General features: G+C 55.7%; 12 protein-coding genes. 1 reads left to right on the top strand and 11 read right to left on the bottom strand.

Translation table 11 applies throughout. The features are described from left to right. Nucleotides 1-26: 26 nt before the first annotated feature. The 11 genes from leuS to SELSP_RS04370 all read right to left on the bottom strand — a co-directional run bounded on the left by leuS (nucleotide 27) and on the right by SELSP_RS04370 (nucleotide 10,645). The gene (leuS, locus tag SELSP_RS04415) at nucleotides 27-2,501 is read right to left on the bottom strand and encodes a leucine--tRNA ligase (protein ID WP_006193001.1); all 2,475 of its coding nucleotides are present in this window, start codon (nucleotides 2,499-2,501) and stop codon (nucleotides 27-29) included. A 67-nt stretch (nucleotides 2,502-2,568) separates the two neighbouring features. Then, on the bottom strand, nucleotides 2,569-3,852 hold the full coding sequence (locus SELSP_RS04410) for an ArsB/NhaD family transporter (protein ID WP_006193000.1): 1,284 nt from the start codon (nucleotides 3,850-3,852) through the stop codon (nucleotides 2,569-2,571). 84 nt (nucleotides 3,853-3,936) lie between these two features. Next, the gene (locus tag SELSP_RS04405) at nucleotides 3,937-4,245 is read right to left on the bottom strand and encodes a hypothetical protein (RefSeq protein WP_006192999.1); all 309 of its coding nucleotides are present in this window, start codon (nucleotides 4,243-4,245) and stop codon (nucleotides 3,937-3,939) included. A 1-nt stretch (nucleotide 4,246) separates the two neighbouring features. Beyond that, nucleotides 4,247-5,911, bottom strand: coding sequence for a glutamine--tRNA ligase/YqeY domain fusion protein (locus SELSP_RS04400; protein WP_013740715.1), 1,665 nt, complete (start codon nucleotides 5,909-5,911; stop codon nucleotides 4,247-4,249). Continuing rightward, nucleotides 5,877-6,152 carry a hypothetical protein gene (locus tag SELSP_RS12165; RefSeq protein ID WP_155813685.1) on the bottom strand — a complete coding sequence of 92 codons (276 nt, stop codon included), beginning with the start codon at nucleotides 6,150-6,152 and terminating at the stop codon, nucleotides 5,877-5,879. Before SELSP_RS12165 ends, SELSP_RS04400 begins: the two co-directional genes overlap by 35 nt. Further along, complete coding sequence (locus SELSP_RS04395; protein WP_013740714.1) at nucleotides 6,146-6,931, bottom strand: HD domain-containing protein; 786 nt, start codon at nucleotides 6,929-6,931, stop codon at nucleotides 6,146-6,148. Before SELSP_RS04395 ends, SELSP_RS12165 begins: the two co-directional genes overlap by 7 nt. Continuing rightward, nucleotides 6,912-7,112 (bottom strand): hypothetical protein, encoded by a 201-nt coding sequence (locus SELSP_RS04390; RefSeq protein ID WP_232362360.1) that lies wholly within the window; start codon nucleotides 7,110-7,112, stop codon nucleotides 6,912-6,914. Before SELSP_RS04390 ends, SELSP_RS04395 begins: the two co-directional genes overlap by 20 nt. Nucleotides 7,113-7,306: 194 nt before the next feature. Beyond that, nucleotides 7,307-9,355 (bottom strand): excinuclease ABC subunit UvrB, encoded by a 2,049-nt coding sequence (gene uvrB / locus SELSP_RS04385; protein ID WP_006192995.1) that lies wholly within the window; start codon nucleotides 9,353-9,355, stop codon nucleotides 7,307-7,309. 27 nt (nucleotides 9,356-9,382) lie between these two features. Beyond that, entirely contained in the window at nucleotides 9,383-9,778 is a 396-nt protein-coding gene (locus SELSP_RS04380; protein WP_232362359.1) for a putative toxin-antitoxin system toxin component, PIN family, read from the bottom strand. An 11-nt stretch (nucleotides 9,779-9,789) separates the two neighbouring features. Next, nucleotides 9,790-10,089 (bottom strand): type II toxin-antitoxin system RelB/DinJ family antitoxin, encoded by a 300-nt coding sequence (locus tag SELSP_RS04375; protein WP_009645684.1) that lies wholly within the window; start codon nucleotides 10,087-10,089, stop codon nucleotides 9,790-9,792. A gap of 181 nt (nucleotides 10,090-10,270) precedes the next feature. Then, the gene (locus SELSP_RS04370) at nucleotides 10,271-10,645 is read right to left on the bottom strand and encodes a hypothetical protein (RefSeq protein ID WP_006192992.1); all 375 of its coding nucleotides are present in this window, start codon (nucleotides 10,643-10,645) and stop codon (nucleotides 10,271-10,273) included. Between the two features lie 255 nt (nucleotides 10,646-10,900). Between SELSP_RS04370 and SELSP_RS04365 the strand changes: the two genes are divergently transcribed. Continuing rightward, on the top strand, nucleotides 10,901-12,097 hold the full coding sequence (locus SELSP_RS04365) for a helix-turn-helix domain-containing protein (protein ID WP_006193208.1): 1,197 nt from the start codon (nucleotides 10,901-10,903) through the stop codon (nucleotides 12,095-12,097). Nucleotides 12,098-12,263 lie beyond the last annotated feature (166 nt).

Here is a 12,263-nt window from a genome sequence, read left to right as displayed (position 1 = left end):
GCAAACGCTTTTATTGTTCAAAAAAGTCATTTGACGACGATGTTGACGAGCTTCTTCGGCACGCAGATGACCTTGACGACCGTCTTTCCCGCCGTGAGTTCGACGACCTTCGGCTGCGCGAGCGCCAGCTTCTCCATCTCCTGCGGCTCCATATCCGCCGGCACCGTCAGCTTGTCGCGCACCTTGCCGTTGATCTGCAGGACGATCTCGACCTCGTCCTCGACGATAGCCGCACGGTCAAACTTCGGCCACCTTGCATCGTGCACGCTTCCCTTGCCCTCCATGCGGCTCCAAAGCTCCTCCGTGATGTGCGGCGCGAACGGCGCGAGCATCTTCACGAGCGCAAAGGAAATCTCGCGCACGAGTCCCGGATGAACCGTCTTTTCCTGGAACGCGTAGAAAGCGTTGACGAGTTCCATGACGGCACTGATCGCCGTGTTGAACATGAAGCGCTCGCCGACGTCTTCCGTGACCTTCTTGATCGTCTGGTGCAGCGTGCGGCGCAGCGACTTCTCCTCAGCCGTCAGCGTCGAGTGATCGTAGTCGTCAATGCCCTCTCGGATCGCATCCTCGAAATGCGCGACGATGCGCCAGACGCGGTTCAAAAAGCGAAATGCTCCCTCGACGCCCTGGTCGCTCCACTCCAAGTCACGCTCGACGGGCGCGGCGAAGAGAATGAAGAGACGCGCCGTATCAGCGCCATACTTTTGGATGATCTCCTCGGGCGAGACGACGTTGCCCTTCGACTTCGACATCTTCGCGCCGTCCTTGATGACCATGCCCTGCGTCAGGAGATTTTGGAACGGCTCGTCGAAGTCCAGGAGCTTCTCGTCGCGCAGCACCTTCGTGAAGAAGCGCGAATAGAGAAGGTGCAAAATCGCATGTTCGATGCCGCCGATATACTGGTCGACAGGCGCCCAGTAGTTCACCTTGTCCGCTGCAAACGGCTTGTGCGTGTTGTGCGGATCTGTGTAGCGCATGTAGTACCACGACGAGCAGATAAAAGTGTCCATCGTGTCCGTCTCGCGCCTTGCAGGACCGCCGCACTGCGGGCATGTGCAGTGCACGAAGGATTCGCTCTGCGCCAAAGGGGAAACGGTGCCCTGCTCGAAATTCACATCCTCGGGCAGCTTGACGGGCAATTCCTCTTCGGGAACGAGCTGCTCGCCGCATTTGTCGCAGTAGATGACGGGAATCGGCGCACCCCAATAGCGCTGGCGCGAGATGAGCCAATCGCGCAGACGATAGTTGACCTTGCGCCTGCCAAAGCCCTCCTTGACCGCCTTTTCGACAATCGCCGCAAGCGCCTCGTGCATCTCCATGCCGTCGAACTCCGCCGAATTCACGAGGATGCCGTCCTTCGCCGTGTAGGCTTCCGTCATTTCTTCAAGCTTTAGCTCACGATCCTTCGGGCGCAGCGTGACGATGATCGGCAGGTCGTACTTCTTCGCAAACATCCAGTCGCGCTGATCCTCCGACGGCACGCCCATGACGGCGCCCGTGCCGTACTCGGCGAGCACGTAGTTCGTGACCCAAAGCTCGACCTTCCTGCCGTTGAAGGGATTGACGGCGTAAAGCCCCGTAAACATGCCCTCTTTTTCCGACTCGCCCGACGTGCGCTCAAGCTCCGACTGCGCCTTGACCTTGTCGGCGAAGGCGCGAAGCTCCTCCGCCTTCGGATTATCCGCGAGAATCTTCTCCATCAGAGGGTGCTCCGCCGCGAGCGCCACGAAGGTCACGCCGTACGCCGTATCGGCACGCGTCGTGTAGACGGCGATCTTCTCGCCGAGCGCGGGCACGTCGATGTCGAATTCCAAGCCCTCGGAGCGGCCGATCCAATTTTCCTGCATCGTCTTGACGCGCTCGGGCCAGCCCTTGAGCTTGTCGAGGTCGGCGAGAAGTTCGTCCGCATAGTCCGTGATCTTCAAAAACCACTGTGAGAGATCCTTCTTGTGCACCTCGGAGTCGCAGCGCCAGCATTTGCCGTCGATGACCTGCTCATTCGCGAGCACCGTGCCGCATGTATCGCACCAGTTGACCGACGCTTCCTTCTTGTAGGCAAGCCCCTTCTTGTAGAAAAGCTCAAAGAGCCACTGCGTCCAGCGATAGTACTCGGGACGACAGGTCACAGCCTCACGGCTCCAATCGTAGGAAAGCCCCATGCTCATCTGCTGGCGCTTCATGTTCTCGATGTTGGAATACGTCCAGTCGGCGGGCTTCACACCGTGCTTGATCGCGGCATTCTCCGCCGGCATGCCGAAAGCGTCAAAGCCCATCGGGTGCAGCACATTGCAGCCCTGCATCTTCTTGAAACGGGCGATGACGTCGCCGATCGAATAATTTCGCACATGCCCCATGTGCAGATTGCCCGACGGGTAAGGGAACATCTCCAGCACATAATATTCAGGCTGCGTGCGATCGATCTCCGTCTTGTAGACGTCGTCCTTCTGCCACTTCTCCTGCCACTTTTTTTCGATTTCCTGCGGAGCATATCTCTCCATACAACAAAGTCCTCCTAGAGAAAGAGGGGCGTGCGGGTCTCCCCGTGCGCCCCAAAAAACTTACGGTTTACAGATACCTGAGCCAGACGTAGACGCTCGAAATCGCAATCGAGAGCGTCATCATCGGCAGCGCGATCTTCATGAAGCTGATGAAGGAGATCGGCTTGCCGCGCTGCGCCGCCATCGAAGCGACGACGACGTTCGCCGAAGCGCCGATCAAGGTGCCGTTGCCGCCGAGGCAGGCGCCCAAGGCGAGAGACCACCATACGGGATCGAGGTTCGTCATGCCCATCTGCCCCATGTCCTGAATCAGCGGAATGAGCGTCGCGACGAACGGGATGTTGTCGATGAACGCCGAAGCGTAAGCACTCATCCAAAGAATGAGCATCGAGGTCGCCGTGAGATCGCCGTTCGTGATCTTGATCGCCTCTTCTGCGAGCATCTTGATGACGCCCGTCTCAACGAGTGCGCCGACGAGGATGAAAAGACCGGCGAAGAAGAAGATAGCGAGCCATTCGACCTTCGACAAGACCTTCGCGATCATCGCCTCCTTCTGCGGGAAGCTGATGAGGAGCAGGAGGCCTGCGCCCGTCATGGCGGCGGTCGCCGTGTCGAGGTGGAGCTGGCCGTGCAGCACGAAGAGGCTGATCGTGATAGCGAGCGCGAACAGGCACTTCTTCAAGAGGCGCGGCTCGACGATCTGACTCTTCTCATCGAGCTGCATGACCTTCTCGCGCAGCTCGTCCGTCGTGTGGAGCTTCTTGCCGTAAATCACGATCAAAAGCGCGATCGTCACGATGAAGATCAGGATGCAGATCGCCGAGAGATTCGTGATGAAGTCCATGAACTGCAGGCCGACGGCGCTGCCGATCATGATGTTCGGCGGATCGCCGATCAAGGTCGCCGTGCCGCCGATGTTCGACGACAGGATCTGCGCGATGAGGAACGGCTTGACATCGACGTTGAGCTGCTTCGTGATGCTGAACGTGATCGGCACCGTCAGAAGCACCGTCGTCACGTTGTCAAGAAGCGCCGAGCAGACGGCCGTGAGGAGCGAGAGGGCGACGAGCAGGGAGATCGGCTTCGCCTTGACCTTCTTCGCCGCCCAGATCGCAAGGTAGTTGAAGAGTCCGGTCTCACTCGTGATGTTCACGATGACCATCATGCCCATGAGGAGTCCGAGGGTGTTGAAGTCAATGTGATGAATCGCGGTCTCCTGGTTGATGATTCCGAGGAGGATCATCAGCATGGCGCCACAAATACCAATGATGGTGCGGTGAATCTTCTCTGAAATAATCAGCGCGTAAGCCGCGACGAAGATCACGATAGCAACAATTGTGCTTGTTTCCACTGGTTACACTTCTTTCTTCATAAATTTTTAATAATAAATCTCAAAACACCTTTCATCTTGGAGCCCGCCCGCGAAGAAGCCGCCTCACCTCCCTTTCGTCTCTTTCGGCGCGAGCATGATCGTCGTGCCCTCGCGCTTGATGTCTATGCGATAATTCTTGATGCCCTCGGCGAAGAGATCGAGTTTCAGCTGCAGAAGCTCCTTGCCAAGCCGATCGAGAAGTTCAGGCGTGAGTGCCGCTCGCGAAAGATCCGCTTCCTTTTCGCGCACAGCGCGGCGGCGCTTTTCCTCCTCGTGCGCTTCATGCGCGAGGAAGCAGTCTTCCAGCGTCGCCTCTTCCTCGAAGCCTTGGATCATCGCCTTGTCAGAAAGCCCCTTCGGTATCTTGCCCATGTCAACCCTTGACCTTTCCCCACGAATCCTTGAGTCCGACGACGCGGTTGAACACGAGCCTGTCGGGACGCGTATCCTTGTCCACGACGAAATAGCCCGTGCGCAGGAACTGATAGTGCGTGCCTTCCGCCGTGCGTGCAAGACTCGGCTCGACCTTCGCCCCCTCGATGACTTCGAGAGAATGCGGATTCAAGGACGCGATGAAGTCTGCCGTCGTCTCCTCATTGTCCGTCTTCAAAAGGTAGTCGTAGAGGCGCACTTCGGCATCGAGCGCATCGTTTGCCGATACCCAGTGCAGCGTGCCCTTGACCTTGCGGTTCGCCGCACTGCCGCCCGACTTCGACTCGGGATCATAGGTGCAGCGAAGCTCTGTGATCTCGCCCTTTTCATCCTTGACGACTTCCTCGCACTTGATAATGTAGGCGTGCTTCAAGCGCACCTCGCCGCCCGGGCGCAGACGGAAGAACTTCTTCGGCGGCTCTTCCATGAAATCCTCGCGCTCGATGTAAAGTTCACGCGAGAACGGCACATAGCGCTTGCCGCCGCGCGTCGGATGGTTCTCTGCCAAAAGTTCCTCCGACTTGTCCTCGGGATAATTCGTCAGCACGACCTTCAAAGGATGCAGCACCGCCATGACGCGTGCAGCGTGCTCATTGAGGTCTTCTCTCACACAGTGCTCAAGCATTGCCACGTCGACCGTGCTGTTCGACTTCGCGACGCCGATGCGCTCGCAGAAGTCGCGGATCGAAGCCGGCGTATAGCCGCGCCGCCGAAGCCCCGAGATCGTCGGCATCCTCGGATCGTCCCAGCCGCGCACATGCCCCTCCTCGACGAGCTGGCGCAGCTTGCGCTTGCTCGTGATCGTATTCGTGACGTTGAGCCGCGCGAACTCGATCTGGCGCGGGCGCGTGTTCTTGTCGAAGCCCAAAACTTCCAGAAGCCAATCATAGAACGGACGATGATCCTCAAACTCCAAGGTGCACAGCGAATGCGTGATGTTTTCGATAGCGTCCGACAGAGGATGCGCGAAGTCGTACATCGGATAGATGCACCAAGCATCCCCCGTGCGATGATGCACGGCATGCGCAATGCGATAGATGACGGGATCGCGCATCGTGATGTTCGGCGACGCCATGTCGATTTTGGCTCGCAGTACGCGGCTGCCGTCGGGGAACTCGCCCGCCTTCATGCGCTCAAAAAGCGCGAGGTTTTCCGCGACGCTGCGACTGCGGCAGGGACTCTCCTTGCCCGGCTCCGTCAGAGTGCCGCGATAGGCGCGGATCTCCTCCGCCGTGAGGTCATCGACGTAGGCAAGCCCCTGCTCGATCAGGGCGCACGCATACTCGTAGAGCTTTTCAAAGTAATCCGACGCATAGTAGCGGCGATCGCCCCAGGAAAAGCCCAGCCACTTGATGTCCTCCTGGATCGAGTCGACGTACTCCGTATCCTCCTTCGTCGGATTCGTATCGTCAAAGCGCAGGTTGCAAAGCCCCGCATATTTCTCCGCCGTGCCGAAGTTCAAGCAGATCGACTTCGCATGACCGATGTGCAGATAGCCGTTCGGTTCGGGCGGAAAGCGCGTATGTATGCCCTCGGGATGCTTGCCGCTCTTCAAATCTTCGTCGATGATGTTATAAATGAAATTCGATGATATCGCTTCTGCCATATTTGCAGCTCCTTCTGGCGCATCCGATCGACGCCCCGCCGTCTGCGCCGGAAATTTGAGGAAGCGCTGATACATTCAGCATTTCCTCAAGAAAAAAATTTAACGCCTCTTTATTCGAGGCGCAAAGCGGAAAATCCTTCTGCTCGCTGAATTTTCCTGAAAAAACATTCGATTGAGACTTCTGGCGAAGATTCTCCCGCAGACACAACTCTCCTGCGGCTCCCTGCAATGCCGTCAGCACTTCCCGCGCTGCAGAACCTCCGCCGGCGCCGCATCCTCCTCAGCGCACTTCTTCTCCACATAGGCGTGCAGCCGTTCGATGCCGAGCGCTATGCGCGAATCCTCAGGCAAGTGCGCGATGATGTCCTCGATGTAGCCGCGCTCTTTGACGCGCTGCAGCGTCCAGCTGAAATTCACGTCGTAGACCCACATGAGGCGCACGAGCTTGCGGTCGTCCATCGTGCGAATCTTCGTGTAGTCCACTTGATCGCCCGCGATGAACTTTTCGAGGAAATCGGGACTGACGCCCGTACCGTCGGGCGGCGCGAGAAACGGGCGCAGCACGCGGAAGATATCAAGCTTGTCGGCATCGCGCAAGAGGCGCGCAAAGAAAAGCTGCCGCGCATCTTCCGTCGGCGCGATGACCTTCTTGTTGTGGTTCAGAATAGAGAAGCGCACGAGAGCCTCGTCCTCGGGCACAAGACGCGAAAGGAACGGCAGCTCGTCGAGCACCTTGAGTCCCAGAGCCGCATGATCCTCCGATACGGCGTCGTTGAACGTGCGGTAAAGCGTAAATTGGCGAAAGCGTCCCACATCGTGAAAGAGTCCCATGATTTCCGCCAAATGCACATCATGCGCAGAGAGCCGCAGATGTTTGGCAAGCTCTACGGCGATCGAGGTCACACGGCCGGTATGTACCTCCTTCATGCGAATCGCCTGCTGAACCTCCTCGTCCTCCGTATAGAAGGAACGCATGTAATCCGCCATCCAAGCATGCATCTCACGCAGTAGTTTCTCCAAAAGTGTCGCCTCCGCTTGTGTGCTTCAATTCTCTCTGCTTCTTCGCTAAGACAGCGAATATTTTCAGTTGTTCGTCCGTTAGCTCAGGGCACTCCTCATCAAAGGCAATCGGCTGTTTTGCAGCAGCACGCACCTCTTCCAACACCTCTTTCGATGGATTCTGCCCCGGATATACGATCATGCTATGTATCGCCATAATATAGCCTCGCTCTTCCAGTATGAAAACACTTTACCATGAAGCCACAAGAGGTCAAGCCGAAGGCGCAGACCGATTGGCTAGACTTCTGTAAGGGCGGCGTACTTTTGTCCACAAAGTGAACGTTTGTGCGTGTATTTTATACAGTATAACACAGCGCCTTCCGAACAACAATTTCCTCACGCGCCTTTTTTCTTCTTGCCCGGCAGCGAGCCTTCCAGCTCGATGATCATGTCGCGCAGTTCTGCGGCGCGCTCGAATTCCAAAGCGCGTGAAGCCGTCTGCATCTGGGCGAGCAGCGTGCGGATCAGAGACTCCTTCTGCTTCTTCGTGAGCTTCTTTTTCTTTCCGTCGAAATCTTCGCCGTAGGAGGCGCGGCTCTCGGCGACGAGCGTCGTTTCGATCAGCGGCACGACGGGCTTGACGATGGTCTTCGGCGTGACGCCATGCTCCTTGTTGTACGCCTGCTGCACTGTGCGGCGGCGCTCCGTCTCGTCCATGGCGCGCTTCATCGAGTCCGTGATGCGGTCGGCGTAGAGGATGACCCTGCCGCCCGCATTTCGCGCCGCACGCCCGATCGTCTGTATGAGCGACGTGTCGGAGCGCAGGAAGCCCTCCTTGTCAGCGTCGAGAATCGCCACGAGCGACACCTCGGGCATGTCGAGTCCCTCGCGCAGCAGGTTGATTCCGACGAGCACATCGAACTTTCCCGCACGCAGATCGTGAATGATCTCGGCTCGCTCGAACGTCGCAATATCCGAATGCAGGTAGCGCACGCGCACCTGCATGTCCTTCAGGTAGTCCGTGAGGTTCTCCGCCATCTTCTTCGTCAGCGTCGTCACGAGCACGCGCTCGTCCTTCTTCGCACGAATGCGGACCTCCGACAAAAGATCGTCCATCTGCCCCGCCAAAGGCCGCACCTCGACGATGGGATCGAGCAGCCCCGTCGGGCGGATAATCTGCTCGACAACCTGCTGCGCCTTTTCCAGCTCATATTTCGCAGGCGTCGCCGAAATGTAGATGATCTGATTGATGCGCTGCTCGAACTCCTCGAAAGAAAGCGGACGATTGTCAAAAGCGGACGGCAGACGAAAGCCGTTTTCTACAAGCGAAATCTTGCGCGAGCGGTCGCCGTTGAGCATCGCCTTGAGCTGCGGCATCGTCACATGGCTCTCGTCCATGACGATGAGGAAATCGTCGGGGAAATAATCGAGCAGCGTATACGGCGCCGCCCCCGCCGGTCGATGCGTGAGATGACGCGAATAATTCTCGATGCCCGAGCAGTAGCCCATCTCCTGCATCATTTCAAGGTCGTAGTTCGTGCGCTGCTCAATGCGCTGCGCCTCGATGAGCTTGCCCTCTTCCTTGAAGTGCGCGACCTGCGCGATCTTCTCCTCGTCGATCGCCGCCATGGCGATTTCCATGTCCTCCTTCTTCGTCACATAGTGCGAAGCAGGAAAAACCATAGAATGCGTGCGCTCGCCGTAGATCTCTCCGGTCAAGACGTCGAACTCAAGAATGCGCTCAACCTCGTCGCCAAAAAGCTCGATGCGCACGGCGCGGTTATTCCAGCCCGCAGGAAACACTTCTATGACGTCGCCGCGCACACGAAAGCGGCCGCGCTCAAAGGCGATGTCGTTGCGCTCGTACTGAATGGCGACGAGCTTGCGCAAGATGTCCTCACGCACGACCGTCTGTCCCTTGTGCAGCGACAGAACCATCTCGTGATAGCTCTCCGGCGAGCCGAGACCGTAGATGCACGAAACGCTCGCGACGATGATGCAGTCGCGCCGCTCGAAGAGCGAGCACGTCGCCGAGTGGCGCAATTCATCAATCTCGTCGTTGATCGACGCATCCTTTTCGATGTAAGTGTCCGTCGAAGGAATATACGCCTCGGGCTGGTAGTAGTCATAATAGCTGACAAAATAGCCGACATAATTCTTCGGGAAGAACGCCTTGAACTCACTCGCCAGCTGCGCCGCCAGCGTCTTGTTGTGCGCGATGACAAGCGTCGGCTTCTGCACGCGCTCGATCGTCTTGGCGATCGTGTACGTCTTGCCCGTGCCCGTAGCGCCGAGGAGCACCTGCGCCTCCTGCCCATTCTCGATGCCCGCCGCCAGATCCTGAATCGCACGCGGCTGATCCCCCATCGGCTCAAAAGGCGCCGAAACCTCAAACGGTATCTCCTTGTCAAACTCCATCGTATTGAGCTTAGGCAAAATCGCCATGCGTGCGCCTCCCCTGTGCAATCTATTTCAACTGTCCATCATATCCAAAAGCTGTTTTGGTGTAACGATATATGGCCTTTCAGGAAAATGCTTCATGTTTCCAGTAACGAGATATGCTCCATCCAAACGCTTTTCCATGACGACTTTATAAAAAGGTATATCTTTCATATCGGGCAAAATAATATCAATCGGCCTTGCCTGCACCAAGATGCCGAATCGTTCCATAAAAGACAGCAAATACTCTATCTTCTGCGGAGAAAATCCAAACTTCTTGCGTTCTAAAACCTCTCGATATTCTTTCATGATTACATCGCTGTACAACGGAACGATTTCTCCTGTAATCATCCTGCCAACAACCTGCACAGTAGCAGCGTCATCTTTAGAAGACAGCAACGCAGACACCAGTACATTCGTATCAATCACAGCAAGGCAAGTCATTTCCCTGCTCCCTGTCGAGCCATTTCAATCTCTCGATTGATTTCTTCCAACGTCATATCAACCGCACCGCTTCTCTTTGCTTCTTGGCGAAGAGTCATGAACGCCTGCATAGCGCCCTCCCTCGTCAACTCCGTCTCCAACGAAGAGATTTCAAAAGGTATCCTGCGCTCTCGTACCACAGCTCTGACAAACACATGGATAGCGGTCGCCATATTCATCCCAAATTCCTGGCACAATCCCTCAAACTGCCGCTTGAGCCCCTCTTCCATCCGCACGCTGAATGTTGTCTGCGCCATATTGAACACCCCCCTTGAATATCCAAAAGCATACATTCCCTTGCCGCACCTGTACGGCTCTGCTCCCGTCGAATATCTACCTCCATTATAGCGAACAGGCGAAAAAAAGCAACCGCGCCGAAGTAAATGCGAGGCATTCTCGGCACGGCTGCTCATCCTATGGATACAACACAATCAGCACTCAGTTGGGCAGAGCGTTGGGCGCTGCGAAAATGAAATGGTAGACATCAACTCCGGGAACGCGTACGCTGCCCAGATCGCGCACGGCGCCCATGGCTTTCCAAGTGTTGTAGATGACTTTGTTCGGCGTGTACACTTCCACGCCGTCGCTCAGTTCCTCAGCGATTTCATGAGCTGCAGACGGACCCGAGCGGGTGCACCAATACTCGGTGTAGCTGCTGCTGTTCTTCACGTAGACAGAGGATCGCGCCTGATCGGTGCATTTCGTCTTCATGACGGTCTCACTGATAGAATAGCGCTCCACTGAGGCGAAGCAAAGGCTTGACGAGAGCGCCAACATCGCAAACGTCACGGAAAGTACTTTCTTCAGTTTCATGATGTTCTCCTCCTTACATAAAGTTCCAAAATCAAGTCACGTGCCAAATCCACTCGACACCAGACCTCCGCGCTTATTGTACCATACAACGAGTCATAAGTAAACTACAAGTACACATATCCATTCTGCTTCACCAGATTCGGTAAATTTCCAAAGTAAATCCCACATAATAGGTCACTAACGGGATTTACTCTGAGAAGAATTTATGGCTGAATTTAGTGTGAGAAATCTCTCTACACAAAGGAGGCTGTCATCATGAAGCAAGCAGACAACAACAAGAAGAACAAGCACCTTACTGCACAAGACCGCCAGGAAATCATGAACGGGCTCGACAGGGGATTGTCCTTCAAGGCGATCGCCCTGCTCGTTCAGAAAGATCCTACCACCATATCTTACGAAGTGAAGCGACATCGCAAAGAGCACCGCAATGCGTTCGTGCAAACAGACGAACTCTGCCCCTTGCTCGAAAAGGCACCCTTCGTCTGCAACGCCTGCCCCAAGCGCCGTTCTGCTAACTGCCGCTTCCTCCGCCTTCTCTATGTCGCTCCGCAGGCACATGCCGAATACGAAGCGCTCCTGCACGATGCACGCGAAGGCATTCCGTTGAACCGTGCGTCTTTTTACAAGCAGGATCGCATCATTTCCTCTTGCATTGAGAAGGGGCAGCACATTTATCATATCGTCGCTTCTCACCCAGAGCTCAATGTGTCTCTCAGCACAGTTTATCGGCATTTTTCCAAGGGATATTATTCGGCTTCCAAGATTCACCTTCCACGCGCCGTAAAGTTCAAGCCTCGCAAAAAGAAGCGGGCGGATGTCGTTCCTTCTGCCATAAAGAAGGAACGCACCTATGCGGATTTCCTCGCTCATATGGAACGGGAAGGGCTTAGCGCACATACGCAGCTTGATACCGTTATCGGAGTTTCAGGCGGCAAAGTCATCCTCACCGTCCACTTCACTGCGTTCAATTTCATGTTCGGGCTTCTGCTCGAAAACAAGACGGCTGTGCAGGCTGCCTTGAAGTTCCAAGAGGTCAAACGAACTTTGACTGCAGGCGGTTTTGCTTTTCCTGCCCTTATGCCCGTGATGCTTACGGACAACGGTGGAGAGTTCTCCGATGTTTTCGCCTTTGAGAACAATCTTGAGGGGGAAAAGGAGGCCTGCCTTTTTTTCTGCGATCCCATGCAGTCTTACCAGAAGGCGCAAATTGAGAAGAATCACACGCTTTTTCGCGATATTGTGCCGAAGGGGTCTTCTTTCGACCATTTCACACAGGATACCGTCAATTTGATTTTTTCGCACATCAATGGCGTCCGTCGCAACATTTACAGCGGCAAGTCTCCCTATGAGATGTTTACGTTCGCTTTTTCCGAGGAACTGGCTGCTCTTTTGGGCATCTCGTATGTTGCGCCGGAAGATGTCGTGCAGTCTCCTAGACTTCTAAAGGGCTGATCTTGCGCTGCACATCTTTCTCATAGTAAATCCCGCCAGGGTGGAACTTACTCTGAAAAGCCTCGCTTTTCGGAGTGCGAAGCATGTCCTTCTTTCTAGCTTATCCCTTATGGTTCGGTCGCTTTTAAGACGATATTGTGCTCAGGTCATCCATTGCATACAAATT

The sequence above is a fragment of the Selenomonas sputigena ATCC 35185 genome, assembly GCF_000208405.1.
Lineage (GTDB): Bacteria > Bacillota > Negativicutes > Selenomonadales > Selenomonadaceae > Selenomonas > Selenomonas sputigena.
This window is presented reverse-complemented; position numbering and strand designations above follow the sequence as displayed.

Excerpts from the sequence above, each read along its gene's own strand:
- SELSP_RS04365 (WP_006193208.1), top strand. The coding sequence starts at position 10,901 with ATGAAGCAAGCAGACAACAACAAGAAGAACAAGCACCTTACTGCACAA.
- SELSP_RS04390 (WP_232362360.1), bottom strand. The coding sequence starts at position 7,112 with ATGATCGTATATCCGGGGCAGAATCCATCGAAAGAGGTGTTGGAAGAG.
- SELSP_RS04375 (WP_009645684.1), bottom strand. The coding sequence starts at position 10,089 with ATGGCGCAGACAACATTCAGCGTGCGGATGGAAGAGGGGCTCAAGCGG.
- SELSP_RS04370 (WP_006192992.1), bottom strand. The coding sequence starts at position 10,645 with ATGAAACTGAAGAAAGTACTTTCCGTGACGTTTGCGATGTTGGCGCTC.
- SELSP_RS04400 (WP_013740715.1), bottom strand. The coding sequence starts at position 5,911 with ATGGCAGAAGCGATATCATCGAATTTCATTTATAACATCATCGACGAA.
- SELSP_RS04405 (WP_006192999.1), bottom strand. The coding sequence starts at position 4,245 with ATGGGCAAGATACCGAAGGGGCTTTCTGACAAGGCGATGATCCAAGGC.
- uvrB (WP_006192995.1), bottom strand. The coding sequence starts at position 9,355 with ATGGCGATTTTGCCTAAGCTCAATACGATGGAGTTTGACAAGGAGATA.
- leuS (WP_006193001.1), bottom strand. The coding sequence starts at position 2,501 with ATGGAGAGATATGCTCCGCAGGAAATCGAAAAAAAGTGGCAGGAGAAG.